Source organism: Rhodococcus sp. Leaf233, assembly GCF_001426165.1.
GTDB lineage: Bacteria > Actinomycetota > Actinomycetes > Mycobacteriales > Mycobacteriaceae > Rhodococcoides > Rhodococcoides fascians.
This window is the reverse complement of record NZ_LMRO01000009.1, coordinates 56,162-81,619: the sequence shown is the minus strand read 5'-3', so window position 1 is coordinate 81,619 and position 25,458 is coordinate 56,162. Positions and strand designations below refer to the sequence as shown.

The 25,458-nt window shown below is 63.5% G+C and carries 30 protein-coding genes; 14 read left to right on the top strand and 16 right to left on the bottom strand.

All coding sequences use genetic code 11. The features are described 5' to 3' along the window. Window position 1: 1 nt before the first annotated feature. Window positions 2-1,126 (bottom strand): DUF5938 domain-containing protein, encoded by a 1,125-nt coding sequence (locus ASH04_RS11125; protein WP_032386519.1) that lies wholly within the window; start codon window positions 1,124-1,126, stop codon window positions 2-4. Window positions 1,127-1,351: 225 nt separating this feature from the next. Here ASH04_RS11125 and ASH04_RS11120 point away from each other — a divergent pair, with 225 nt between their 5' ends. Further along, window positions 1,352-1,996: a TetR/AcrR family transcriptional regulator gene (locus ASH04_RS11120; RefSeq protein ID WP_057473533.1), complete on the top strand. Its 645-nt coding sequence runs from the start codon at window positions 1,352-1,354 to the stop codon at window positions 1,994-1,996. Here the strand turns inward: ASH04_RS11120 and ASH04_RS11115 are convergent. The 6 genes from ASH04_RS11115 to ASH04_RS11090 form a co-directional block, all read right to left on the bottom strand. Continuing rightward, window positions 1,983-2,318, bottom strand: coding sequence for a hypothetical protein (locus ASH04_RS11115; RefSeq protein ID WP_057473532.1), 336 nt, complete (start codon window positions 2,316-2,318; stop codon window positions 1,983-1,985). The genes ASH04_RS11120 and ASH04_RS11115 overlap by 14 nt on opposite strands. 3 nt (window positions 2,319-2,321) lie before the next feature. Then, window positions 2,322-2,765 (bottom strand): hypothetical protein, encoded by a 444-nt coding sequence (locus tag ASH04_RS11110; RefSeq protein WP_057473531.1) that lies wholly within the window; start codon window positions 2,763-2,765, stop codon window positions 2,322-2,324. Between the two features lie 27 nt (window positions 2,766-2,792). Next, complete coding sequence (locus tag ASH04_RS11105) at window positions 2,793-3,362, bottom strand: cysteine hydrolase family protein (protein WP_057473530.1); 570 nt, start codon at window positions 3,360-3,362, stop codon at window positions 2,793-2,795. Between the two features lie 258 nt (window positions 3,363-3,620). Further along, a complete protein-coding gene (locus tag ASH04_RS11100; protein WP_032386796.1) occupies window positions 3,621-4,094 on the bottom strand; it encodes a DIP1984 family protein in 474 nt (157 codons plus the stop codon). Window positions 4,095-4,294: 200 nt separating this feature from the next. Continuing rightward, complete coding sequence (locus tag ASH04_RS11095; RefSeq protein WP_032386797.1) at window positions 4,295-5,473, bottom strand: Nramp family divalent metal transporter; 1,179 nt, start codon at window positions 5,471-5,473, stop codon at window positions 4,295-4,297. 353 nt (window positions 5,474-5,826) lie between these two features. Further along, entirely contained in the window at window positions 5,827-6,768 is a 942-nt protein-coding gene (locus ASH04_RS11090) for a dihydrodipicolinate synthase family protein (protein WP_057473529.1), read from the bottom strand. Window positions 6,769-7,014: 246 nt separating this feature from the next. Between ASH04_RS11090 and ASH04_RS11085 the strand changes: the two genes are divergently transcribed. The 4 genes from ASH04_RS11085 to ASH04_RS11070 all read left to right on the top strand — a co-directional run bounded on the left by ASH04_RS11085 (window position 7,015) and on the right by ASH04_RS11070 (window position 10,379). Continuing rightward, complete coding sequence (locus tag ASH04_RS11085; RefSeq protein WP_032383151.1) at window positions 7,015-8,049, top strand: LacI family DNA-binding transcriptional regulator; 1,035 nt, start codon at window positions 7,015-7,017, stop codon at window positions 8,047-8,049. A 65-nt stretch (window positions 8,050-8,114) separates the two neighbouring features. Further along, a complete protein-coding gene (locus ASH04_RS11080; RefSeq protein WP_082519228.1) occupies window positions 8,115-9,443 on the top strand; it encodes a glycosyltransferase 87 family protein in 1,329 nt (442 codons plus the stop codon). A gap of 215 nt (window positions 9,444-9,658) precedes the next feature. Then, a complete protein-coding gene (locus ASH04_RS11075; protein ID WP_027495537.1) occupies window positions 9,659-10,033 on the top strand; it encodes a PLD nuclease N-terminal domain-containing protein in 375 nt (124 codons plus the stop codon). Between the two features lie 28 nt (window positions 10,034-10,061). Beyond that, window positions 10,062-10,379 carry a hypothetical protein gene (locus tag ASH04_RS11070; RefSeq protein ID WP_057473528.1) on the top strand — a complete coding sequence of 106 codons (318 nt, stop codon included), beginning with the start codon at window positions 10,062-10,064 and terminating at the stop codon, window positions 10,377-10,379. A gap of 3 nt (window positions 10,380-10,382) precedes the next feature. On the opposite strand, the gene lepB is transcribed toward ASH04_RS11070, so the two are convergent. Further along, on the bottom strand, window positions 10,383-11,123 hold the full coding sequence (gene lepB / locus ASH04_RS11065; protein ID WP_057473527.1) for a signal peptidase I: 741 nt from the start codon (window positions 11,121-11,123) through the stop codon (window positions 10,383-10,385). A 41-nt stretch (window positions 11,124-11,164) separates the two neighbouring features. Between lepB and ASH04_RS11060 the strand changes: the two genes are divergently transcribed. Beyond that, complete coding sequence (locus ASH04_RS11060; protein WP_057473526.1) at window positions 11,165-11,497, top strand: hypothetical protein; 333 nt, start codon at window positions 11,165-11,167, stop codon at window positions 11,495-11,497. A 46-nt stretch (window positions 11,498-11,543) separates the two neighbouring features. Beyond that, window positions 11,544-12,029: a hypothetical protein gene (locus ASH04_RS11055; RefSeq protein ID WP_057473525.1), complete on the top strand. Its 486-nt coding sequence runs from the start codon at window positions 11,544-11,546 to the stop codon at window positions 12,027-12,029. 50 nt (window positions 12,030-12,079) lie between these two features. Here ASH04_RS11055 and ASH04_RS11050 read toward each other — a convergent pair whose 3' ends face one another. Together ASH04_RS11050 and ASH04_RS11045 are read right to left on the bottom strand one after the other, a co-directional pair. Next, entirely contained in the window at window positions 12,080-12,502 is a 423-nt protein-coding gene (locus tag ASH04_RS11050) for a hypothetical protein (protein WP_162247527.1), read from the bottom strand. 280 nt (window positions 12,503-12,782) lie between these two features. Continuing rightward, window positions 12,783-12,965: a hypothetical protein gene (locus ASH04_RS11045; RefSeq protein WP_027495532.1), complete on the bottom strand. Its 183-nt coding sequence runs from the start codon at window positions 12,963-12,965 to the stop codon at window positions 12,783-12,785. A 77-nt stretch (window positions 12,966-13,042) separates the two neighbouring features. Here ASH04_RS11045 and ASH04_RS11040 point away from each other — a divergent pair, with 77 nt between their 5' ends. Beyond that, a complete protein-coding gene (locus ASH04_RS11040; RefSeq protein ID WP_032383053.1) occupies window positions 13,043-13,336 on the top strand; it encodes a hypothetical protein in 294 nt (97 codons plus the stop codon). Here ASH04_RS11040 and ASH04_RS11035 read toward each other — a convergent pair. Genes ASH04_RS11035 through ASH04_RS11010 form a run of 6 tightly spaced genes read right to left on the bottom strand, consistent with a single transcriptional unit; the run spans window position 13,293 to window position 18,538 of the window. Continuing rightward, the gene (locus tag ASH04_RS11035; protein ID WP_032371821.1) at window positions 13,293-14,054 is read right to left on the bottom strand and encodes an HpcH/HpaI aldolase family protein; all 762 of its coding nucleotides are present in this window, start codon (window positions 14,052-14,054) and stop codon (window positions 13,293-13,295) included. The two genes, ASH04_RS11040 and ASH04_RS11035, sit on opposite strands and share 44 nt — an antisense overlap. A gap of 11 nt (window positions 14,055-14,065) precedes the next feature. After that, the gene (locus ASH04_RS11030; RefSeq protein WP_057473523.1) at window positions 14,066-15,022 is read right to left on the bottom strand and encodes an aldo/keto reductase; all 957 of its coding nucleotides are present in this window, start codon (window positions 15,020-15,022) and stop codon (window positions 14,066-14,068) included. Then, window positions 15,019-15,852, bottom strand: coding sequence for an ATP-binding cassette domain-containing protein (locus ASH04_RS11025; protein WP_051365009.1), 834 nt, complete (start codon window positions 15,850-15,852; stop codon window positions 15,019-15,021). The genes ASH04_RS11030 and ASH04_RS11025 overlap by 4 nt, the downstream gene beginning before the upstream one ends. Then, the gene (locus ASH04_RS11020; RefSeq protein ID WP_057473522.1) at window positions 15,849-16,664 is read right to left on the bottom strand and encodes an ABC transporter ATP-binding protein; all 816 of its coding nucleotides are present in this window, start codon (window positions 16,662-16,664) and stop codon (window positions 15,849-15,851) included. The genes ASH04_RS11025 and ASH04_RS11020 overlap by 4 nt, the downstream gene beginning before the upstream one ends. Before the next feature lie 3 nt (window positions 16,665-16,667). Beyond that, complete coding sequence (locus ASH04_RS11015; protein WP_027495528.1) at window positions 16,668-17,606, bottom strand: ABC transporter permease; 939 nt, start codon at window positions 17,604-17,606, stop codon at window positions 16,668-16,670. Then, window positions 17,606-18,538, bottom strand: a complete 933-nt coding sequence (locus tag ASH04_RS11010; RefSeq protein ID WP_027495527.1) for an ABC transporter permease — start codon at window positions 18,536-18,538, stop codon at window positions 17,606-17,608. Before ASH04_RS11010 ends, ASH04_RS11015 begins: the two co-directional genes overlap by 1 nt. A 322-nt stretch (window positions 18,539-18,860) precedes the next feature. Here ASH04_RS11010 and ASH04_RS11005 point away from each other — a divergent pair, with 322 nt between their 5' ends. The 6 genes from ASH04_RS11005 to ASH04_RS10980 all read left to right on the top strand — a co-directional run bounded on the left by ASH04_RS11005 (window position 18,861) and on the right by ASH04_RS10980 (window position 25,405). Further along, the gene (locus ASH04_RS11005) at window positions 18,861-20,435 is read left to right on the top strand and encodes an ABC transporter substrate-binding protein (protein WP_027495526.1); all 1,575 of its coding nucleotides are present in this window, start codon (window positions 18,861-18,863) and stop codon (window positions 20,433-20,435) included. Window positions 20,436-20,452: 17 nt separating this feature from the next. Next, window positions 20,453-21,667 carry a sialidase family protein gene (locus ASH04_RS11000; protein ID WP_032389759.1) on the top strand — a complete coding sequence of 405 codons (1,215 nt, stop codon included), beginning with the start codon at window positions 20,453-20,455 and terminating at the stop codon, window positions 21,665-21,667. Beyond that, window positions 21,664-22,356, top strand: a complete 693-nt coding sequence (locus ASH04_RS10995; RefSeq protein WP_057473521.1) for an SDR family NAD(P)-dependent oxidoreductase — start codon at window positions 21,664-21,666, stop codon at window positions 22,354-22,356. Before ASH04_RS11000 ends, ASH04_RS10995 begins: the two co-directional genes overlap by 4 nt. A gap of 72 nt (window positions 22,357-22,428) precedes the next feature. Next, complete coding sequence (locus ASH04_RS27170; RefSeq protein WP_057473520.1) at window positions 22,429-23,619, top strand: four-carbon acid sugar kinase family protein; 1,191 nt, start codon at window positions 22,429-22,431, stop codon at window positions 23,617-23,619. Then, window positions 23,616-24,629: a 4-hydroxythreonine-4-phosphate dehydrogenase PdxA gene (gene pdxA / locus ASH04_RS27165; protein WP_032371816.1), complete on the top strand. Its 1,014-nt coding sequence runs from the start codon at window positions 23,616-23,618 to the stop codon at window positions 24,627-24,629. Before ASH04_RS27170 ends, pdxA begins: the two co-directional genes overlap by 4 nt. Window positions 24,630-24,643: 14 nt before the next feature. Beyond that, entirely contained in the window at window positions 24,644-25,405 is a 762-nt protein-coding gene (locus tag ASH04_RS10980; protein ID WP_057473519.1) for a DeoR/GlpR family DNA-binding transcription regulator, read from the top strand. The last annotated feature ends 53 nt before the right edge of the window (window positions 25,406-25,458 follow it).

Below are 25,458 nucleotides of genomic sequence, written 5' to 3'. Positions count from 1 at the left end.
CTCAGCTGTGTGCTGTGACGACGGGGTCGAGCACCAGACCGAAGGCGCGGAGCACGCCGAGCAGTTCGCGGTGTCCGAACGCCTGGCAGCTCGAGGCGAATCCGACCTTCTTGGGCGGCCCCTGCAACACGTGTGCCGCTGCGAATGCGTTGAGCAGAGCGGTCTGCTTGTAGTTGCAGTTGCCGTGAATCACCGTGTGCACGCGTCCGAGTGGGCCCGATGCGTAGACCGAGTCGAGGGAGGTGTTGATACGGGGATTCTCCCGCGGCGGTGTCTCACTGCGCACCGACGCCGACACCGTATCGATGATGTCGTACTTCTCGGCGTCGGTCTTGCCTTCCATCTGCGCCATTGCGCCGGCGATGATCTGAGGCACGGCGAGCATAAGCGGCTTGTTCATCACCCCGCCGTAGGCGCGTGCGTTCGCGACTCGGGGATCGTTCTTGAACCACACCGGATGCGACGTACCGCCCCACGGCAGCGCCAAGCCCAGATCGTGCTGGCCCGGCACGACCACCTGGAACACCCCGTCGTCGGGCCATTCCACGTACTCGTTCTGTTCGAGGTAGTACGCCTTGGAGAAGGCGGCATTGGTCAGGATGGTGTTGGTCGACGCGACCGTCGGATGTCCCTTCCAGAAGACCTCGATGTCGAGGGTGTCGAGACCCGGGGTCTCGAGGCAGATGTTGGCTGCGATCTCGCCGATGCTGTACATCTGCGCCAAACCCGGTGTCAGAACGATGTTTCGGGCCGCGAATTCTGCGCCGTATTTCTTCTCGGCATCGATGATCCAGTCCTGCTCACCGGTGGTGTCGGTGTAATGCGCACCGATCTCGATGCATGCCTGTGCCACCTCGTGTCCGAACCGCGAGAACGGACCGACCGTGTTGAGCACGATCTCGGCTCCTCGAAACGCCTCTGCCAGTGCGGAAGCCGTGTGCTCGACCTCCACAACGTCGTACTCGACCGTCTCGACGCCGGGGACGGCGTCGACGATGCCCTTGACTCGGCTTTCGTCGCGGCCGGCGGCCAGGAAGGGAATGTTGTACTCGCGCAGGTATTCGCAGATCAGTCGCCCGGTGTATCCCGATGCCCCGTAGACGACGACGCGCTTGTCGGTTGGCATGAAGAGTCCTCTCGTGATCGGCCGTCGTCGGACGGGCCGAGGTTGATCGAGCCGTGAAGCACCGGAGGCAGGTGTGCATCCACCCCTCTGACGTGTGCTGCGGATCACACTAAGTTAGAATTTGTACACACGTCAAGGTTTTTCTTGACGACTGCCCAGAATCCGGTTTTCAACGGCTCGGGCATACACTGATCAGCGAAACGCCGCGCGGAAAGGACACCGAACATGACCCAGACGGTCGATCCGCGCGCGCGCATCGAGGAACGCGCCCGCAACAAGTTCGAGTCCAAGCGAACCGAGCTGGCCGAGGCGACGCTCCATACGCTGGCCGAGCTGGGGTACGCCCGCACGTCGTTGCGGGAGATCGCGCAGAATTCCGAGTACTCGCACGGCGTTCTGCACTACTACTTCACCGACAAGCTCGACCTCATCACCCACGCAGTTCGCCAGTACGAGGCCATCTGCGTCACCCGGTACGACGAGGTGGTGGCCAACGCCGTCGACGCCCCCGGCCTGTACGCGGACTTCGAGACGAAGTACTTCGCCACCCTGGTGGCTGATGCCGGAATTCATCGACTCTGGTACGACCTCCGCAACCAAGCCCTGTTCGACGGTTCCTTTCGAGGCGACGTCCTGGACATCGAGGAACGTCGCGAAGACATGATCTGGCGCGTGGTGACAAAGTACTGCGAACTACGCGGCTCCGAATCCGCCCTCGACCGCCCCTCCGCCTACATCCTGCTCGACGGGATCTTCCAACGCGCCTTGCTGCACCATCTGGCGGGCAACACATCCGAAGTCGACGCAGCCCGAGCGCAATTGACGGCCGCGTTCGCGGTGTTGGACCATCCCAACGTCACGACTTCTTGATCTTCTCCAACGGGTAAGTGCCGACCACCACGACGACGAAGACGTATGCGGCCAGACCGGCCAGCTCCCAAGTCGTTCTTTCACGGTGAAAGTCGGAGCCGATCCATACGATTGGCACCACAGCCATCACGGAACTGACCGTGCACCAGATTCCGACCGATCGATTGGCTCGTGCACGCAGTCGGGGTGTCGATTTCACCGCGTCCGACACTCGTGCACCGTAGTAGTCGGGATTCGTTGCCCTGCCTCGGAATCCGACGGATGCCGCGTACGCGAACACGACGAAAGACAGGAGCAGCATCAGCATCAGCACGGTGTTCATGGGCTATGTAGCGGACGCTCGACGTCGACTCTTCAGTTCACGGTAATTCCGAATCGTGTTGGAGCAAGCCCATGCCGCGATGAGCGGCACCAGGAATCCGGCTGACGCGGTAGCGGTCACGAACACCAGAACAACGACGGTGTAGGCAATCAGTGTCACCACCACCGCGTCGACTTTCCGCCCGATCGACGACCCCGGTGTGACGACGATTCCTGGGAACCTCGGAGAGTCGGCCAGTGTGCGAACTGCCGCAACACATGCAGCGAGACCGCCCACGACCAGGAACGAGAACAGCAACACTTCACCGAAGCCCGTGTCGGCCCAGTCTATTCGTGGGTCGAAGATCCCGTGGATCAGCGATGAGAGGGTGGGCACCGACGCGAAGTACCCCAGATACAGCAGCACAATGGGTCCCGCGAGCCCTGCTACCGCTCCCCGATCGGCCATACCGAACGGTATCAAATCGGGGCGACGTCAGCGGGAAGTTATTTCTTTCGTTTCGATCACCGTCGCGAACTCGCCGTGCAGGTTGGTTGCCGTGATGGCAGACAGTGTTGCGGCAGGCACGACTGTCCCGTCGGGCGCGACGCGATCGAAGGTATGCGTCGCGTCTATGACGAAGTAGGTGTCGTAGCCGAGATTCCCGGCCATCCTCGCGGTGGTCTCGCAACAGTGATTGGTGGTGATTCCGCAGATGACCACCTGGTCGATGTCCTCGCCGCGTAGCCAGGCGTCCAGATCGGGAGTTCCGTAGAAGCTCGAATTGACGCGTTTGCGAACGAGCAGATCCGGAGTCCCGTCGAGCATGTCCTTGAAGCGATGCCCGTCCTGCGTCGGCGACAACGGCGACTGCGGATTGTCGGAATCGTGCTGAACGAATACCACGGGCCAAGCCAGAGATCGCCAGAACTGAACGAGCTCAGCAATATTGGCCTCGCACGACGGGTTGTCCCGCGGACCCCAGAATTCCGTATCGTCGAAACCGGCCTGCACATCGACGACGATAAGTGCAGGTCGGCTGAGGGACATCGATAGAGCCGTCATTCTGACCAGACTAGTCGCGAACACAGGCGCAAACCATCATGCCGGGCGGCCCCTTACCCACCCTCGTTTCCGTTCGATCAGCACACGGTAGTGCACGGTAAGCTGTGCACCGTTCTGCGTGAATTGTACTGAGCTGCACTGTGACCGAGTGAATGCCCGGAACGCTGCTCACCACGCAGGAGAAGGGCCGGAAGACCGCCGACCCGCGGTACGTGCTCGCCTCGACCGAAAACTACCTACTACCCGGCATTTGGCATGCTATTCCACTAGGTCGAACTCCCAATTGACGCGTTGGATCTCCAAATCCACCAACCGAATCTGCTTGGCAACATCATCTGCGGCAGAACGTAATTCGGCAACCGGAAGAGCTGCGACGTAGACCAATTCCGACCTCAGTTGACGTGGGCCGTATCTGTGCTCCTGGTTGCGTCCCGATGCTGCGTCCGCGGCCGCAGAGATCGCCTTGTGTCGCATACGCAGCACGTCGCGGGACGCGAGCGCATCGGTGATGGTTCCATCCCGCACCGCGGCAGCACTGTTGGTTCGGTTGATCCTACGGATGAGAACTTCGAGACGATCGAGCGCAGAATTGTACTCGGACAACAAGATCCCTGCATCCTCAGCCGGTGATTCACCGTCTTGGTGGCGAGCGTTCGCCAGAATCCGAACCTTCAGATGTTCGGTGCGCTTGATCAGTTCCCCTCGTTCAGCGAGGGCCTCGGCAAGCTTCATGATCTGCACCTCTGTGTAGTGGAACCGGAGGTGGGATAGCTACGGGCGCTCATGCGCCTTTCGACGTGTCGAATGTGTTCATGACTCAAGAAGTACCACAGTTCTGTGGCCGGCGATAGGCCTGCTTTCAAGATCCGGTTGGGAAATCAGAACGCCCCGGGTGGATGCTCGTCGAGCACCCACCCGGGGTTTCAGTCGAATTATCGCGTCGCGAGTTCGTAGATTAGTAGTCCGGAGAGCGAGAGGATGGAGAGGAAGCCGAGACCTCCAATGATGTTCTTCCACCAGGTGTTGCGGAGTTCGCCCATCAGTTCTCGGTTGTTGCTCATGACGTAGAGCAGGAAGCCGAGGAACGGCGCGATCAGCACGGTCAACGCTTGCGCGAAGATTATGAGCTGCACAGGCGATTTGGTGAAGATCAGCGTGATGGCCAGTCCCCAGGCAAGGATGGCCGCGCTGGTGCGTTTGGCGGTCATTGTGCTGGGTGACGGGCCCTTGCCGAGTGCGTCCGAGAGCATCGTGCCGCCGGCGGTTGCGTTGGCGACCATGGCCGAGAAGGCAGCACCGGACAGGCCGAGGGCAAAAATGGTCGATCCGACGGGTCCGGCGATGGGCTCGAAAATCTTGGCGAGGCCGACGAGTGTCTGCGCTTCTGCATTCTGTCGACCGAGCACGGCCGCGGCGACGATGATTACCAGAGACGTCATGATTCCGGGAGCGATGATGCCGGGGATGGTGTCTGCGATGGTCGTCTGCTTGTACTGCGCGCGGGTGCGGCCGCGTTCGTGGGTGCCGTACGAGGTGAAGAAGGCGGCGTTGAGCGAGAAGTTGGTGCCCACCAAGGCCACGACGAGGAGCGCTCCTCCCGGGGGGATGCTGGGGACGACACCGCTGACCGCTTCGTACCAATCGGGCTTGGAGATGACGGCACTGATGATGAACGTGGCACCGAGGAGTCCGACGATGACCAACAGGACGCGCTCGACGGTGCGATAGACGTTGCGGAACAACAGGATCAGGCCGACGAATGCGGTACACACTGCCGACCAGATCAGCGGTGATCCGCCGAATACCATCGAAAGCCCGAGGCCGGAGCCGACGGCGTTACCCACCGAGAAGCACAGCGTGATGATGAAGACGCCGAATCCCGCAGCGACACCGACCTTCTGGCCGAGGACGTCTTTGACGGAGCTGATCATCGATTTCGGGGTGCGAATGCCGAGCCGGACACTCATGTCCGCGTACACCAGCATGAACACCGTCGAGAGCACGATGACCCAGATCAGGCTGTAGCTGTACTTGCTGCCGGCTTCGACGGCGCTGGCGAGGTTGCCGGGGCCGAATTGCCATGCACCGGCGATGAATGCGGGGCCGGCCATCGCGATCGTGCTCAGGAAGGCTTTCCATTTGCCGGAGCGGGGTGCGGGAGTTTGCGAAGTTCGCACGGCTGCGGACGGTACCACCGGTGTTGCGTGGTGCTGACTCATTGCGAGCCCTTTCTCGAAGCACTTTTCGAGCCGGCGACGTGGCGCACGTCTGCTGTCGGCCTGATGTGGCAAGGGGCGAATACGTGGGGTGGATCTGATGCAGAGCTCGGCAGTCCAACCGAACGGACTCGACCCGGTCCGCGTGTGCGGTGATGCATGCCGAAAGAAGTGGTGCTCGGTACCCTTCCGGGCCGTAGCGGCTACTACGGAAGGGCACCGAGGGTAGGGAGTGACCGTCGACCGGGTCAGACCAGCGCAGGTACTACCGAGCCGAGGTTCGCGGAATCGAGTGCCGCTGCGATCTCCTCGTGGGCACCCGCAGCGAGCGGAAGCAGTGGTGAACGCACGGTGGCGTGTTCGAGGATGCCGCGGTGCACGAGGCCTTCCTTGAGGGCGACGGTGCCTTCCATGTGGGATCCGCGGTGGTAGACGTTCGCGGTGACGGGCAGCAGACGGTCGTGAATGGCGCGCGCGGCCGGGTAGTCCTTGGCCTTGCCTGCCGCGATGAGTTCGACGAGCGGCTCGGGTGCGAGGCCGCCGTACCCCACCAGCAGGCCGTCGACGTCGAACATGGTGTGCAGCAGGTACTCGTCGTGGCAGCTGAGGATCTGCAGTTCGGGGTTCTCCTTGCGCAGCACCGGAATCTCGCGATCCCAACGACGCATGTTGCGGACACCGTTCTTGGTGGCGAAAACGCCCTCCTGAGCGGCAATTTCGAGCTGGGTGTCGAGGTTGTACGTCGCCTTGGTGACGTCGGGGTACTGGAACAGGATGAGCGGCAAGCCTGAGCCTTCGTACAGTGCCTTGTACCGGTCCTGCGGCGCACCGTCCTGGTATCCGAAACGCAGCCATCCGTGCGACGGGTAGACCAGACCGGCGGATGCACCGGCGTCGACTGCACGCTTGGCTTCCTCGACCGATACGGCTGTGCCCTCACCGGTGATGCCGGCGACGATCGGGAGCTTGCCGTCCACCGAATCGCGGAACGCACCGATGACCTTGGCCTGCTCGGCCTGCGTGAGGAACGTGCCCTCGCCTGCATGGCCGAGGACGACCAGGCTCTTGACCCCGTCGACATTGCCGAGCCACGACCCGAGTCGCTGTATCGCGTCGTAGTCGACCTCGCCGTCGCGGGTGAAGGGCGTGATCGGTGCCGGGCTGAGTCCGCGGAGATCGAGTGAATTCATGGTGACGTCCTTTTCGAGAGGCGGTTGGGAACGTTGTCGGGAACGTTTGCATGACGCTAAACCCGCGACCCCGAATGTGTCAACCATCACTTCGCCGACCGAGAGGTGACAGGGCTCGCACCCGGCACCGACCCCTCATGCAACACTTCATGCAAACGTTCCTGGGACGTTTGCATGTGCGATCAGCTGGGGATCGGTAAGTTCGGTCCTGTCGTGCGATCGGGCCGATCGATCAAGGAGGTGTGGATGCGTCCCACTCGAACCGGGCTCTCGGCGGAACGGACGGACGTCGTCACGCTCCGCGACGTCGCCAAGGCGGCGGGCGTCAGTGTGTCGACGGTCAGCCGCGTACTCGACGACCGCGTCGCCCCCTCCCGTACCGCGACGGCCGTCCGGGTGCGAGAGATCGCCGAGCAGCTGGGCTATCGGCGCAACACGTTCGCGTCCAACCTCAGGCGCGGTGCAACGGCGACCATCGGAGTGTTGGTTCCCCGCCTGTCCGACACCGTCATGGCCCTGATGTTCGAGGCGATCGATCGGGCCGCGGGTAAAGACGGCTATCACGCCATCGTCGCGACCAGTGGCGACGATCCCACCGACGAGTGGAACGCCGCGCAGTCCCTGCTCGAACGCAATGTGGACGGCGTCGTTCTCGCCACCAGCCGAACCGACGATCCTCTCCCCAGCCACCTGCGCGACAACGGCATTCCGCACGTTCTCGTCCTACGAACCGACGGCAAGAGTCCGTCGTCCATCGGCGACGACGAGACAGGCGGGTATCTGGCAGTTCGACACCTCATCGATCTGGGCCACACCGACATCGCGGTTCTGACCGGCCCGCTGTTCACCTCCAGCGCGGTCGGACGGCTCGCGGGTGCCCGACGTGCTCTCGACGAGGCCGGCGTGTCACCGAGGTCGGAGTGGACTGTCGAAACCGGTTACGGAATCGAAGCGGGCGCGCGCGCAGGACACGAATTGTTCGACGCCACAGAACGTCCCACCGCGGTCTTCGCGGCCAACGACAATCTGGCCCTCGGCGTGTTGTCCGCAGCTCACCGCCACAATCTGGCCGTCGGCGTGGACCTGTCCCTCGTCGGATACAACGACATTCCTCTCGCCCAATTGCTGCCGGTGCCGTTGACGTCGGTGCGTACCGCGTTCGATCAGATCGCCGGCACCGCGATGGATCTGTTGATCAACGGAACCGATGACTCGGCGGCCGTACACAAAGCACTCCCCACCCTGATACCCAGGCAATCGTCGAGCCGAGCAATCCGATGACAAAACGTACCGGTCTGTCCGTGTCGAGCTCCTTGTATCAGGTACAACGATCTATCGTGTAGGCCATGACGACGTCCAGTTTCCGGCCGCTCTACGCGCGGTCAGACTCGGACGTGCGCGCAGGGAACGCCCAGAAGACGGCCATCCGGGAGACGCAGCCGGAAGTGCACGCGACGGGCGTCGGCCGGCTCGGTTGGCGCTGGTTCCTCGCGTCGGCCATCGCCGCGTGCGTCGCGGTCGTTGCGCACGCCTACTTCTTGGGATGGACGACCCCCTTCGGTCTGTTCGGCAACGGAATCGACACCATCGTCTATCGACACGGTGCGTACGTCGTTCAGCATGGCGAGCCGCTCTACGAGTTCGCATTGTTCGACATTGGCCTACCGTTCACCTACCCGCCCTTCGCGGCGTTGGCCTTCGCCTCGCTCGCCCTCCTCTCGGTCACGAGCGCTGTGACGGTGGTCCAGGCGATCAATCTGTTGCTGATCTACGTGGCCGTGGTCGCGAGCTGGCGTGCGCTCGGATATCGAAGCGCAACAATGTATCTCGTCAGTGTCGGATTGGCAGTGGCACTGACGTGGCTCGAGCCCGTCCGCATGACCATCTGGCTCGGCCAGATCAATATGCTTCTACTAGTTCTCGTTCTGCTCGATCTCACCCGCCGCGAGGGCAGTCGGCTCCGCGGCGTGGGGGTCGGCATCGCTGCAGGACTGAAACTGACGCCCGCATTCTTCGTGCTTCATCTACTGGCACAGAGACAATGGCGAGCAGCCGTCACGGCGATCGCCGCGTTCACGGTGACCGTGCTTGCAGGACTGATCGTCATTCCCGCCGATTCGTGGAGATTCTGGACGTCGACGATGATCGACTCGGAACGAATCGGCGCACTGGCCTCACCCGCCAACCAGTCGATCCATGGCGCGTTGGCTCGACTGTGGCCGGGCAACACACCTCCCTTCGCTGTGTGGCTGGTGCTGGCCCTCGTCGTCGCCGCCCTGGCGCTGTGGGTGGCGGCACGCGCACAAGCAGCCGGAAAGACGTTGCTGGCCCTGACGATATGTGGAATGGCGACTCCGATGGTCTCGCCTTTCGCGTGGGGCCATCACTGGGTGTGGTGCATTCCGCTGACCGTCCTCGCCCTCGACTACGCCAACCGACACCGAACCTGGTGGAGTTGGCTGGCCCCGATCGCCGTGACCACGCCGATGATTGCCTGGTACTTCACCGACTACCGCGGCATCAAGGCCATCGGAATCTTCATGTTCGAGGGCTCCCCCGCCTTCGAGTTCGCCGTCCAATTCACCTATCCCGCGGTGTTTCTGGCGACCCTCGTCGTGGTTTTCGTCGGCCTGAGGATCAGGCCCACTGCGGGCCATGACGATGCTCGCCAATAGGCGCACACGCGTCCCACAGATCCGGTGACCGTCCTGCTCACCGGGGATGGGCAGCGATCATCTCTGTACATCTACTGCCAAGGACATTGACGCTACATCCGGCCGTGTCCGAGCCCCACCCAGATTTCCAAACCGACTCGTCTGTCGAAATCGCGAGGACAGCGCTACGATCTTCGATACAACGGACCGAGCGGTCTTGGACATGGAGGGACACAATGCCGTATTTCGGTTTGCTGGTCATGCTGCTGTGGGTGTTCTGTCTGATCGACGCGATCACCGCAGACGAGGGTGGCATCCGCTATCTGCCCAAGATCGTCTGGATTCTGCTCATCGTCTTCCTCCCGTTCGCTGGGTCGCTGGCCTGGCTCGTTGCGGGCCGGCCCGTCGGTGCCGGGATTTGGGGAGGTGCGGGCGGGTCCGGTTACGGTCGCGCGAGCAACTCCGCGTACCCCGAGTACGAGACGCGGCCGGGTCGTCAGGCCGCCCAGAATCCGGATGCGGACGCCGAATTCCTCCGGCAATGCCGCGAACGCGCCGAGGAACAGCGACGCATCGAACGCGAGCGTCGTAAGCGCGATCTCGGGTTCTAAGACGCTGCTACTCGACAGGATCGTGGGAATGCGCTCGATCGTTCTGATTCTCACCACCCTCGGCTTCGTGGTGGGGCTGCTTCCCATTGGCGGTCACCTCGTCGAGCTGGCGTTGGCCCCTGACATCGCATCACCCGAGATCTATTACGGCACGTACACGCCGCTGTCCGGAGTCACGATGAATTCGGACTACGTGAATGCGCTGGACCTGTCCTTCGAGGTGCGGTCACGCATTTGGTTGTGGCTGTGGCTCGCTCCGTTCGCGGGATCGGCGATAGGAGCGGTCCTCGCCGTTGTTCTGTACTGCAATGGTTTTCGTATCACACGCAGGCGCGACGCCGACTAGCGATCAGCGCTGTATCGCAGGCGAGTCGATGGCTCCCCATCTCGACGGTGGCAGCACGATGAATCTGGCCTTGCCTATCACGTTCTCGATGGGGACCGTTCCGCCCAGTTCGTCACGGGAGTGTGCCCTCGAATCTGCTGAGCCGCTTCGATTGTCGCCCATCATCCACAGATTGCCGGACGGTACGGTCACCGGCCCGAAACAGCGACCGGACTGCGGAACTGTTGCGCAGTTGAGTGTGTCCGCGTCGTAGGGGAAGTCGAACGCGACGTAGGGCTCGTCGAGCGGCTGCCCGTCGACCTCGACTCTTCCTTGCACATCGCAACACTGGACGGTTTGCCCGCCTGTTGCGATCACCCGTTTCACGAGGTCGTTCTCGTCGGGCGCGACGAGTCCGGCCCACGATCCCGCGTCCTGCAACGCCTTCACTCCTGCGTTGCTCGATCGGCTAGACGTGTATCCCCTGTTCCACGACTCCGTCGGAGCCTTGAACACCACCACATCACCCGGCTGCGGATCTCCGAATCGAAACGTCATCTTGTCCACCACGATTCGATCGCCGGTACAACCGGGACAGCCGTGCAGCGTGGGTTCCATGGACTGCGACGGGATGAGATAGACACGGCCGACAAAAGTTTGCAGCAGCACACTCAGTAACAATGCGACCACGACCAGAACCGTCAACTCTCGTAACCAGGACGGCACCCGACGACGGGTCGCATCGGAATTCGCAGCGGCAGTCATACCAGCAGCCTAGGGCCACAAGTTTGCGTATCGTACTGAGCATGTTGTTTCTCGGCCTCCTGATCGCCGCCATCAGCGCGGCCACGATGACTGTCGCGACGCTGCAGCTGTCACAGGTGAACGAGGGCCACTATCTGCCGATGACCATAGGCAAATTCGCAGTTCGTTCACCGGGGACAGTGACGGCCCTCCGAGTGGGTGCGCAGGCCATCGCGGCCGTGGGTGCATGGATAGTGGCTGTAGCGGTCCACAACCTGACGACTGCTTCTGCTGCCCTCGTGCTTCCAGCGGCGGCCCTGATCCTGCCGATCGCCATACCGGTACTGGTGATCACCGCCCAACACAACCGGAGCCTGACGACGTCGGGTATCTGACGCCGATTCACCTACCCACCATGTTGTTTCGGTTCATACTGGGCCGGTGAAACTTGTCGGAGTGAGCGCGGTCGTTGTGGTGTTGCTCGCGTGCGCCTGCTCCCCCGTCGAAGTGGACGTGCCGAAGTCGCCGGTCGCATCGATCAGCCCGACGCAATTCGCCTCTCCGCCACCGCCCATCACCGACGATGTCCCGACCGCAGCCCAGTTGACGGCTCTGTTCGCAGCGAGCGTGGACTACTCGATTCGCGAAGAAGATCGAGCTCGATTGTTCGACGGGCCGGCCGAGAACAACGTGCGGCTCGCACGCGCCTGGGGCGCTCAGCCGGATCCGCAACACATCGAATTCACAACCGTCGCTTCGACCGGTCCCGATTCGGTGGAGGCCATGGGTGTCGGAACTTTCCGGAGCATGGACAGTTATCCCGTCGGACCGATGTCATTCGTGCGATACGACAATCAGTGGAGAGTTCCGCGTGATATCGCCTGCCTCTTGGTGGGCGCGTTCGACGGCCCTGACGCCTGTCGGTGAGCGTGTCCTCGGCGCGTTCACCGGTTCGGACTGAACCGCTCCAGCCGGAGTCAGTTGACCTCGGGCGCAAGGAAGTACGCGAACACGTAACTGATTGCAGTCAACGCAATTGTCACCATCAGCTGTATCGGCGGCTCCGCGCTGTCCGACGCGACCATCCCCGAGGCAGCGCTGGCCCATGCAGAGAGCCCGGCAACGAACAGTGTCACCACTGCCGCAGTGCACAGGGCAAATCGGTGTCGCCATTGTGTGCGACCGCTCGGTGGCCACGGCACCGCAGTCTTCAGTGCGTACTTTCCGCCGACCACCGCCGCGAATCCCACCAGCAGTCCACCGATTGCACCGAGTACGGCTGGGAGAGTCAGATCCAACCACTTGCCATCGATGACCGGTGCGATGAGTACCGCAGACGTGACTGCCCCGCTCCCCGCGGCCACGCACAGCTCTCTGCCGACCCAGTCCATGGGGCTCACCCAAACACATGGCCTCACCACCCTCGAATCGGGTGCAGCTGACCGCGCTGTGAGCGCGGCTAGCTGCACCCAATTCAGGTGGATTGGGAGGCAACGGACGCCCACGCCGAACTGCTCCGGCCGAGTCACGAAACGAGACTGAACCCCGCCGCAAACGCGCGCGCTTTTGTCGAATGGCCCTCTCTGGCGGTCGAAATTGGCGACGAATCCGCGCGCACCTGACGAATGCGCTCGCGTTTGCGGCGCAATCCGGACCAACGCCGCCCCACGGGCATCGAACCTAAGACCGCATCCGTCCGTCTATTCGCCGGATGGCCTTCCATCCCGCAGGAGTAGCGACGGTGCAGATGATCGCGCCGAACATGATTCCCTGACTCAGGGCCGACCAGTGGCCAGGGCTGTCTCCGAACACCGGCCACTTGTAGATGATCGCGAGTACAGCGAGGAAGACAACAGCGCGCATAACTCGAACCCTACCTAAACCAACTCTCCGGTATCCTGGCTGAACGGGACAAATCAGACCCATACGAGGAGCCTGAGATGCAGAAGCCATTTCGCGAGTGGGTCATGACCGGCGCGTTGAGCAAGAAGTGCGGCGCAACTCGCGCCGATTACATCAACGCCCTGGCACTCGTCCCGGCCGTCGCAATAGGGTTCCTCCTGCTCCACTTCACGATCAACTCGGGAACCACCGCCCTCGATATTGCAGCAGGATGTCTCGGCGGCACCGTCACCGGCTTTCTGTATCTCTATCTGGCGTATCGGGTCGATTCGCGTAAGAAGCGTGGGCCTATCCCCGCGCCGCCGCTAGGTGCTCGGCCGACACGGCTTTGAGGTGCGTCAGGTCGGATGCAACCGTGGCCAACGTGTAGCCCTGGGCAAGTCGTTGCGCAGCAATGCTTCCCGATGCGGTATGAATCCCTGCGGTGATACCCGCTGCCGCGGCGGCCTTCTGGACTCGGACGATGGCGGCGTCGAATTCTTCGTCCACTGATGGGTCGCTCGGCGAGGACCCTCCGACGGCCAGGCGTAGGTCCGATGGCCCTACGTAGACGCCGTCCAGACCGGGGACGGCACAGATCTCTTCGACGTTGGCCAGGCCCTGAGGTGTCTCGATCATCGCGAGGACGACGGTATCGCGGTTGGCATCGGCGGGGTTGGGCCCGATGCGTAGTTGCGAGCGCATCGGACCGTAGGACCTGATGCCTTCGGGCGGGTAGGTAGCTGCCGCTACCGCGGCGGCAGCATCTTCGGCAGTGTCGATGAGGGGCACGATGACTCCCGCTGCACCGGCGTCGAGGGCCCGGCCGATCACCGTGGCGTTGTTGGCTTCGACGCGCACCAGAGCGGCCGGTCCCTGTGCGGCGTCGATAGCGGTGATTCCTGCCAGCATGCCCGAGTATCCGATCAGGCCGTGCTGCAGATCGAGTGCGATGTAGTCCCACCCCACATGGGCGAGCCATTCGGTGGAGACGGGGCTGTCGATGACCGACCAATACCCGAGGATCTGTTCGCGGTTGCGTACGCGGGCAGCGAATTCCTGTGCAGTCATTGAAAAGCCTCTCAGCGGTTGTAGTTCGGCATCGGTCCGCGCAGAGCCGCGCCGACCTCGTCGCATGCTGCGACCACGTCGCCGGGGAGCGGCCCGCGTCCGAGGGCGGCGATGTTCGATTCGAGATGCTCCACTTTGGAGCCGCCGAGCAACACCGGTCCGGTCGCGGGCTTGGACACCAGCCATCGTAGAGCCAGCTCGGTCAGCGGCATTCCGGCATTGTCTGCCACGGTACCGAGCTGGGCGATGGCGTCGAATATTGCAGTGTTCCAGTATCGTTCGCGGTACATCGTGGCCAGGCGCGAATCTCCGAATCGACCGTCGGTCGGTTGCACTCCCGCAGCGTGTTTGCCGGTGAGGAGCCCGCCGCCGAGCGGGTTGTAGACCATCGTGATCAGGCCTGTGACGGCCGCGAACTCCACGTACTCTTCTTCGATCCGACGGGCGAGCAGATTGTACAACTGCTGCGCCACAACGGGTCGGGGCGCACCCACGTCGTCCGCTATCCGATTGATTTCACCGATCTGCCAGGCAGCGAAGTTCGAGACACCGAGGGCTCTGATCTTTCCTTCGGACACCAGCTCGGCGACCGTAACAAGAGTGTCGGACAGAGGAGTCGCACGATCGGGTTGATGCAGATAGAACAGGTCCACGTAGTCGGTGCCCAACCGCGACAGGCTGGCATCGACGCTGAGTCGCAACCCTTTCGGAGACAGCGGGCTGTTGCCGTCGGCGTCGGGGTGCGGCATACCGGCCTTGGTGGCGAGCGTGACGCGATCACGGCGAGTGGCGAGAAGGTCAGCGAGAATCCGCTCCGATTCACCGCCCGCGTAGCCGTTCGCGGTATCGATATGGGTGATGCCGGCGTCCAGGGCCGCGTCCACCATCTTGGCCGCCCCGGATGCGTCGACGGTATCGCCGAACGTCATCGTTCCCAGGACGAGGGGTGAGATATTGAGCGCGGTCATGCGGTTACTCCAGTCTTGGCGAGCCGCGAAACGATATGTCGCGGTTTGGTTCCTGTCATCGTCGAGGGGTCGAGAGCTGCCGCTCGCAGCGCGCGGGTGTACGGCTGCTTCGGTCGCGCGAGTACTTCCTCGGTGTCACCTCGTTCGACGATGCGTCCCTTGGACATGACGACGACCGTCTCACTGATTTCGCGCACGACGCCGAGGTTGTGCGAGATGAACACGTAGGTCAATCCCGTCTGCTGCTGGATCTCGCGCAGCAATTCCAGCACCTGGGCCTGAACGGAAACGTCCAACGCGCTGGTGGCCTCGTCGCACACGAGGATCTCCGGTCCCGACGCCAGTGCGCGGGCGATACCGATTCGTTGACGCTGTCCGCCCGAGAACTCCGCTGGTCGACGAGTCAGGGCAGTGCTCGGCAATCCGACGCGGTCGATCAGTTCTGCTGCTCTGGTCGCGCGTTCGGACTTACTCCGAATACCTTTGAGCCGAAGCGGTTCTCCGACGATGTCGACTGCGGTGAGGTGCGGATCCAGTGAACCGTAGGGATCCTGGAAGACCATCTGGACGCGAGAGCGGAAGGGTCGCAGTGCTTTTTCGGACATCTGCGCGATGTCCGTGCCGTCGACCATGATCGATCCCGACGTAGGGGTCAACAACCGCACGATCGACTTGGCGATCGTCGATTTCCCGCAGCCCGATTCACCGACTACAGCAACGGTTTTGCCCCTCTCCACCGAGAAACTCACCGAGTCGACGGCTCTGAACACGCCGTTACCGACCGGGTATTCGACGACGAGGTTCTCCACCGACAACAATGGTGCGCTCATACCGAGGCCTCCACCTTCTCGTTCCAGGGCCCCAACTGCGGGATCGCGTCGAGCAGTTTCTTCGTGTACGGGCTCTTGGGAGCGTTGACGAGCTCCTCGGCTCCACCGTTCTCCACGAATACACCGCTTTTCATGACGTAGATACGATCGGACATCAGTCGAGCCACGCCCAGGTCGTGGGTGATGACCAGCATGCCGATACCGGTGCGCTCCTGTAGTTCGAGCAGCAGATCGAGGATGCTTGCCTGCACGGTGACGTCGAGCGCACTGGTCGGCTCGTCCGCGACGATGAGCTCCGGCCCGGAGGCCAATGCGCCGGCGATCAGTACTCGTTGCAGCATGCCGCCGGACAACTGGTGTGGGTATTTGTCCAATTGTGTTGCAGGGTCGGGTATGCGGACCTGTTCGAGCAGTTCGACACAGCGCTTGGTCTGTTCGGATCGACCCGATACCCCACTGTGTCGAACGGCTTCGCGCAGCTGACTGCCGATGGTGTGCACCGGACTCAGAGCCGTCATCGGATCCTGCGGGATCAGCGCGATGTGCTTGCCTCGGATTCCGCAGAGCTCCTTGTCTTTTCCGAGTATCTCGGTGTCCTTGAACGTCACCGATCCGGACAGCACCGCCAGATCGGACGGCAGCAACCCGAGGATGCCCATTGCAGTCGTGGACTTGCCGGAGCCCGATTCACCGATGATGGTCACCGTCTCTCCTGCTTCGATGCAGAACGAGACACCGTCGACGGCTCTGATGAGGCCCTTGTCGGTGACCAACTCGATCTGCAGTTCGTCGACCTTCAGTAGATTGCCCATGTCTCAGGCACGCCCTTTCTTGTTCGTGCGGGAGAACATTCGCAGCAGGCCCGATCCGGCGGGACGGTCTCGAAGTCCGTCGCCGAGCAGGTTGACTCCGACGACGAGGAGCACGATGACCAGGCCGGGCAAGGTGACGAGCCACCACGAGGTGGTGATGTAGTCCTGGCCGTCGGAGATGATGCGACCCCAGGTGGCGAACGGACGTTGCGGCCCGGCACCGAGGTAGCTCAACGCGCTTTCGAGCAGCACGGCCTGCGCCAGCAACAGCAGAACCACGAGCGACGCCTGCTTGATGATGTTGGGAACGACGTGGCGAAGCAGGATGGCGATGCGGCCGAGGCCGAGCACCCGAGCCGCGGCGATGTAGGGCTTCTCCCGCTCCACGAGCACCAGTGATCGCGTGAGACGGGCGATTTCGGGCCACTGCGCGATGGCGATGACGAAGGTGATGACCGGAATCGACGGACCGAACAGGGCGACGACGAGCAGCAGCATCATCAGAAGTGGCAGTGACAGCTGAGCTTCGAGCAGGCGGGAGACCGTCGCGTCCACCCAGCCGCCGAGAAAGCCTGCCAGTGATCCCAGGGTCAGTCCGATGAGACCGGAGACGATGACGGCCAGAATTCCCACGGTGAGCGAGACCTGTCCGCCGTAGAGGACGCGCGCCAGCAAATCTCGGCCGAGTTGATCGGTGCCGAACAGATGTCCGTCGGTCAGCGGCGCGAGCCGGCGTTGACCGAGGTCGGTGGCATCGGGCGAGTCGAGGGGCAGCACCCGCGCGAAGGCGACCGGGAGAATGACCACGAGTGCACACGCGGTGCCGATCCAGATCTTGACGCGGCTGTCGCGTCGGCGACGGGTGGCACCCGCCGATGCGAAGTCCTTCGCGGTGACGGCGCTGGGACGTGGAGTGTCCGTTGGCTTGTCGACGACTGTCATCAGTTTGCTGCCTTCCCGAGGCGAACGCGTGGATCGAGGAGCGGATAGCAGAGGTCGACGGCCAGTTGCACCAGAACAGCGAGCACTGCGGTGACCAGAACGGTGGCTTGGATCAGCGGGTAGTCCCTGGTTTCGAGGGCGCGAACCACGAGTGAACCGACGCCCGGCCATGCGAAGACCACCTCGACCACGACGACGCCGTTGAGCATCGAGGCGAATCTGGTGCCCAATGCTGTGACGACGGGGATCGACGAGTTCCGCAGGGCATAGCGCCAGGTGATCTCGCGTTCGGTGACGCCTCTCGATCGGGCGACGGTGACGTACGGGGAGGCATAGGCGTTGACCATCTCGCGCCGGACCATGCGGGAGATCAGGGCGATCTGCAGGATGGCCACGGTGACGGCGGGCAGGATCAGCGAGGACCAGCTGGTGAATCCGGCTGCGGGGAGCACGGGAACCAATACGGCGAAGAACGTCAGCAGCATCAGGCCGGTCCAGAAGTCCGGCATCGACTGACCGGCGATCGTCACGACGTTCGCGCCGAGTTCGCGTCGGGTATCGGCGCGGCGAGCCATCCAGATGCCCAGGGGAATCGACACCACGGTGGTCAGCAGGATGGCGGCGAAGGCCAGGGTGATCGTGTACGGAATGCGCTGCAGAACCACGTCGAGTGCCGGTGCCTGGAAGGAGTACGAGGTACCGAGGTCGAGTGTGAACAGGCCCTTCAGGTACAGCGCGTACTGAGTGAAGATCGACTGGTCCAGACCCAGATTGGTACGAATCTGCGCGAGGTCTTCCGTGCTGGCGAGCGGGCCGGCCATCGAGTAGGCCGGGTCGCCGGGAGCCATGCGAATGAGCACGAACACCGTGGTGAGCGTCAGGAAGATGGTGAGCAGGCTCTGCCCGAGGCGCCGCACCACGTAGCGCGCCATGGGCGCAGCGAGAAATGCGGGCAGCACGGAATCGGCCCTGGCCTTCGGCACACTCGGCGGGCTGGCGGTGAGCTGGGTCATCGACCCACCTGCGATTGTGGTCTTACCTGGGTCATCGTCGACCTTTCGATAACACTGCCTTGTTGTAACTCAGCTCACAATTGCACTCATGCGCGTTTTGCGCAACTGGCAATATTTTTCTGCGCATTTCAAGCATTTCGTAGTACAGTCCGGTTGTGTCCACGATCACTTTCGTCGACGCGGGTCTACGAGACCCGAACCGACATCCACATTTCGATGTGACAGTCCCGAGAGGTCAACGATGACCGAAAGCTTTGCCAACCAGCGCTTTTCACGACGGTCACTGTTCCGCACGAGTCTGATACTCGGAGCCGGGCTTTCGCTCGGCGGCGTGAGCGCCTGCGCAACTCCTACCGGTCGTCCCGGCCCCGACACCGTCAGCCTCGCGATGAACCGATCCATGGTGAGCCTGGACAACAAGCTTCTGCAGTTCGATGCCGCTCTGACCGTTCAGCGCTCGATCCGCCAGGCCCTGACCACCATCGATTCTGCGCTGGCAGTGCAGCTCGTCCTGGCCGACAGCTTCGAGCTGGTCGCACCGACGCGATGGCTGGTGCATCTGCGACCGGGTATCGCCTATTCCGACGGTCGGCCGGTTCGGGTGGAGGATGTCGACACGGCACTGCGCATGTACAGCCAGGTCACCGGTGGGTTCGTGGGCACCTTCTTCCCCGAGTGGCCCACCGTCGGCAAGATCGACGACTCGACGTTCACGCTCGACACGCAGCGCCCCATCCCGGTCCTGGACTACCTGATGTCGAACATTCTGATCACTCCCGCTGAGGACAACGTCCCCGAGGATCTACAGGGTGGCGTCGGTACCGGGCCGTTCGTGGTCACCGACGCAGACCGCGGTACCGGCAACTACTCGCTGGCGCGTAACGAGAAGTACTGGGGCACGCCGGCTTCGGTCGATTCGGTCAACGTACGTTTCGTCCCCGACGAGTCCAATCGCGTCGTCTCTCTGCGCAGCGGCGAAGTCGATGTCATCGACGCCATCACCCCGGATGCCGCCGATCAGCTCTCGGGCCTGGCCGGCGTTACGGTAGAACGCACCGACGGGGTGCGCCTCAACCAGCTCTTCTACAACTTCCGCAAACCGGCCGGGCACCCACTGGCCGATCCGCGCGTCCGTAGAGCACTGAGCTACGCGATCAACGGGAATGCGTTGATCGACCAGGTGATGCAGGGCGCGGCAACTCCGTCCCGCGGCGTGGTCCCCGGCATTCTGACCGGCGCGATCGAGACCGGTGAGTACGTCTACGATCCACAGCGCGCACGCCAGGAGCTCGACGCGCTCGGAGTGCAAGACCTGGAAGTGAAGATCATCTGGGAGACAGGTGAATTCGCCGCCGACACCGACATCATGGAGTCGGTTCTGCAGATGCTGTCCGCAGTCGGCGTCCGTGCGACCCTGCAGCAGTTCGAGCCGGGCGGCGACATCTCGACGTGGCGTCAGGGCAAGGCGGGCGACTGGGACATTCTCGGCAACGGTTTCCCCAGCCCCACCGGACTCGCGGTCACCATCATGCAGGGTATGTACGCGGGCACTGCCGCGAAGGAAGAGACCCGAGATACGTATCACGGCTACATCTTTCCCGAGATCACCGCACTGATCGCCAAGGCTTCCGAGGATGCCGACAGCGTCACCCGCAACGAGACACTCGCGCAGGCGCAGCGTCAGATCTGGGAGACATGGCCGTGCCTGTGGTCGTTCGTACCCAAGACGGTCATCGCCCGACGCAATCGCATCGACGGAATCGATCTGCGACCCACCAACTCCTACGACATGGCTTCGGTCACTCTCACTTCCTGAGAGAGAAGAGGTAGAACATGAGCAACACGAGCTTCCTCACCCCCGGCGACCTCCTCGCCGACGGCACCCTGCGTGCGACGTCCGAGCCCGGTCGATCCGACGCGTTCCTCCCTGCCCCGCAGGTGCAGAATCATGCGGCGAACCTGGCGATCCTGCCCGACGGAGCCCTGGCATGCGTGTGGTTCGCCGGCACGCAGGAGGGTGTTCCCGACATCAGTGTCTGGTTCTCACGCCTCGATGCCGAACAACAGCAGTGGAGCACCCCGATCCAGCTGTCCGACGACGGCACCCGTTCCGAGCAGAACCCCGTTCTGTTCGTTCGTGATTCGGGCGAGGTCTGGTTGCTGTGGACTTCTCAGCACGCCGGCAATCAGGACACCGCACGGGTACTGCGTCGCATCTCGTCCGACGGCGGATCGACGTGGGGCGAGACGCACGTGTTGGTTCCCGAGACCGACGCTGGTGGCGTGTTCGTCCGGCAGCCCGTTGTACAGCTGGCATCGGGACGCCTGTTGCTGCCGGTCTTTCACTGCGTCAAGATCGACGGACGCAAGTGGGTGGGCGATCGCGACTACAGCGGGGTCCTGATCTCCGACGACGACGGTGCGACGTGGCGTGAGGTCGTCGTGCCAGGCAGCCTCGGATGCGTCCACATGAACATCGTTGTGCAACAGGACGGTTCGCTGGTGGCGTTGTACCGCAGCCGCTGGGCCGATCACATCTACCGAAGCGTCTCGACCGACGACGCCGAGACGTGGAGCGCCCCGGTCGCCACCGAGCTGCCGAACAACAACTCCTCCATTCAGGTCGTCGGGCACGGCGACGGAACCCTCGCGCTCGTGTACAACCACTCCTCCGCGCTCGACGCCACCGCCCGCCGAGTATCGCTCTACGACGAGATCGACGACGACGGACTGGCCGAGGGCACCGACGCCTCCGAGAGTCCTCTCGACGACGGTGACGACCGCGCCGCATTCTGGGGCGCACCGCGTGCCCCGATGACGCTGGCACTCTCGTCCGACGGTGGCGTGACCTGGCCGGTTCGGCGCAACCTCGACGAGGGCGATGGTTACTGCTTGACCAACAATTCCAGGGATGGGTCGAACCGCGAGTTCTCCTACCCGTCGATCGTCTACGGCCCCGACGGCCGAATTCACGTTGCGTACACGTACTTTCGTCAGGCCATCAAGTACGTTCGGCTCGAGCCGACCTGGATCGGTGACGGCCGGTGACATCCCCATTGCATGCCGTCGTGACCGGAGTGAGCAGCGGCATCGGTGCATCGATCGCTCGGACGCTGTCCGACCGCGGCTGGCAGGTGACCGGCCTGAGCCGTTCTCGACCTGCGACCGGCTTCGAGGACGGCGGCCCACATCGGTGGATCGGCGTGGATCTGGCCGACAGTGCGGCGGTATCTGCCGTCGTCGACCGACTGCCCGACCCCCATTCGATCGTCCATGCCGCGGGAGTCCAGCGTTCGGGGCGGCTCGGCGCGCTCGATCCCGCGCACAGCGAGCAGATGTGGCGGGTGCACGTGGCAGCGGCCGAGATTCTGGTGAACGGGCTGGCGCCTCGGATGGTCGACGGCGGTCGAGTGGTCATGATCGGCAGCAGGACGATGACCGGGGTGGCAGGCAAGAGCCAGTACGTCGCCACCAAGTCCGCGTTGACGGGAATGGCCCGCTCGTGGGCCATGGAGTTGGTCTCGCGCGGAATCACCGTCAACGTCGTCGCGCCGGGCCCGACGGACACACCGATGCTCAACGATCCCGGACGCGTCTCCACCCCTCCGATCACGCCGCCGTTGGGTCATTTCATCGCTCCGGAGGAAGTGGCGGAGACTGTCGCGTTCCTGCTGTCCCCGCACGGACGCAGCATCACCGGGCAGACGATCGTCCAGTGCGCAGGGACATCGCTATGAAGCTGCGTGAAACACGCAATAGTGTTACCTTGAAGTGCGCACACAGCGCAGAATCGAAGGGGTGAGCGCACGATGACCATCGCGCAGCGCCCCGCCATCGCCATTCTCGCCGACGACCTGTCGGGTGCAGCAGAATCTGCCGCACTGTTCCTCGATCGTGACGTGTCACTGCGAATCGACATCGGGAGCATCGACGACGGCACCGACACCGACGTCTGCGTCGTCGATCTCGGCACCCGAGTCATGTCCCCCGACGAGGCCGCGGCCCGCGTACGTGAGTCCATCGCACTACTGCCGTCGCACGTCACGGTCGTGAAGAAGATCGATTCGATGCTGCGCGGACACATTGCCGCCGAGGTCGAATCCCTACTCGCCACCGGCCCCGTCGTGTTCGCGGCCGGGCTTCCCGCTCTCGGCCGCACCGTCGAGAACGGCATCCCTCACATCGACGGCGTTCCGCTGCATCTCAGCGGCCGGTGGGCCATGGAGCCCACCGAGGCTCCGTCCTCGATCACCGAGCTCTTCGGACGAGTCCCCACTGTCGCCGTCGCATCCGAGGACGGCCCCGAAGCACTTCGTGCTGCAGTCGATTCCGGCGCAGTGGCAGTGTTCGACGTCCGGTCCGATGCAGACCTCGACGCCATCGTGGCGGTGTCGGCGAACATTCCGGGTGTCCGACTCGTCGGCACCTCGGCGCTGGCGGCGGCTGTGGCGCGTACCCTCGATCCTCGATATCGCGACGCTGCGGCAGTGACCCAGGATTCGGTTCTCGTCGTCGTCGGAACCGCCGAATCGGTTGCGATGCAGCAAGTATCGGAGTTGGTCGACGCCGGTGCAACGCACGTCGCCGTCCACGTCGACGAGTTGCCGCAGACCCACGCCTGCGCAGACAGGGTGCGCAGCGCCCTGTCCGACGGAACGGTGGTGCTGTCCCTGGCGGGGCCGGTGGACGCGTCGCGCTCGGCCGACATATCCCAGGCGCTCGCCGGCACGGTCGCCGAGGCCGTTCGCGGGCTCTCGGTGAGTCTCGTACTCACCGGCGGGGAAACCGCCCGCCGGGTGCTCGACGGCCTGGGTGTCACCGCCCTTCGTCCGGTTGCCGAAATCCATCACGGGGCGGTCGTATCCCGCACACCCGCAGGCGAATACGTCGCCACCCGCCCCGGGAGCTTCGGCGGCCCGGACAGTCTCGTCGCAATGGCCGCGTACCTACACGGCACTGCTCGTACGCTTTCTTCTTCTCACAGTGAGGCTTTGACATGACCACAGCACTTCGGCCGTACATCGCGGTAACCATGGGCGACGGCGCGGGCATCGGCCCCGAGGTCATCGTGCCCGCCATGATCGATCCGGCAACGCTCGAACGGTGCAAGCCTGTCGTCATCGGCGATGCTCCGCGGCTGCGCCTGGCCGCCCAGGTTCTCGGCGTGGACGTCGACATCGTCACGATCGACACCGTCGATGCCGCACAGTTCAGCCCGCGGCGCATCAACGTGATCGATCTCGGCCTGCTTCCCGACGACCTCCAGTGGGGGCAGTTGTCGGCCGTGGCAGGCGACGCCGCGTTCCACTACATCCGCGTTGCGAGCGAACTCGCCGTGAGAGGTGAAGTCCAGGCCATCTGCACCGCCCCGCTCAACAAGGAGGCCCTGCACGCCGCCGGGCACATCTTCCCGGGCCACACCGAGCTGCTGGCACACCTGACCGGCACCGAGGAGGTGTCGATGATGCTGTCCACCCCCAAGCTCAAGGTCATTCACGTCACCACGCACATCGGTCTGCTCGACGCCGTCGCGAAGATCGAGCCGGGACTCGTCGAGCGAACGATCCGACGCGGACACGAGGCCCTCGTCCGCTCGGGCACTCCGAACCCGAAAATCGGTGTGTGTGGCATCAATCCGCATGCCGGCGAGAACGGCTTGTTCGGCTACGGCGAGGAGGACCTCAAGATCGTGCCTGCCGTCGAGAAGTTGAAGGCCGACGGCATCGATGCGGTGGGCCCGCTGCCCGCCGACACCGCGTTCTTCCTGGCCGGCCGAGGCGATTACGACTTGATCGTCGCGATGTACCACGACCAGGGTCACGGCCCGGTCAAGGTGCTCGGAATCGAGGCAGGCGTCAACATCACCGTCGGCCTGCCTGTCATCCGCACCTCCGTCGATCACGGCACTGCGTTCGATATTGCAGGTAAGGGCATCGCCGAAGCCGGTAGCATGGTCGAAGCCCTGCGGCAGGCCGCCGAATTGGCAACGAGCCCAGCATTACTGGGCTGACGAGGGGGTAGTAGGTGCGAGCATCGGAAGCGCGGCGCGGCGAGATCGTCCGGCTGGCCAAGTCCGGTGGCCTCACCAGCGTCGACGAGCTGTCGTCACTGTTCCAGGTGACGGCCTCGACCATCAGGCGCGATCTCGATCACCTCACCAAGCAGGGGCTTCTGGCCCGCACCTACGGCGGGGCCATTGCCATCGGCAGCCGTCACGAGGCGTCGGTGAAGCAACGCTCCCTCGAGGGATACGAGGCCAAGCGGCTCATCGCGGCCAAGGCCGCGGAGTACGTGCAGCCCGGGGAAACCGTCCTGCTCGACGCGGGAACGACGGTCGGTGCCATGGCGGAGTATTTGCGTCATGCCGTCGACCTCACCGTCATCGCGGCTGGATTGACGGCGCTTGAGGCGTTGGCCGACGCCGACGAGGTGCACGTCGAGTGCATCGGCGGCACATTACGGCACCTGAGCCAGGGTTTTGTCGGTCCTCTCGCCGAGGCGTCGCTGCGACGAGTGTCCTTCGATCGGGCGTTCCTCGGTGCCGACGCCGTCGCCGCCGATTTCGGGATCTGCGAAGCGGGTTACGAGCAGACTCAACTCAAGGAGTTGATGATGGAACGTGCCACGACGACGTACGTCCTGGCGCATTCGACCAAGCTCGGCCAGAAGCCCTTTCACGCCTGGGCCCCGATTCCGCCGGGCACCACGCTCATCACCGATTCCGATGCCGCGCCGGAGCAGATCGAGGCCTTCCGTGACAGTGGCGTGGAAGTGGTGCTCGCGTAGTCCGCACCCTTCGGGCGGGTCGACGCCGTGCAGACGACGCAGACGCGCTCTCT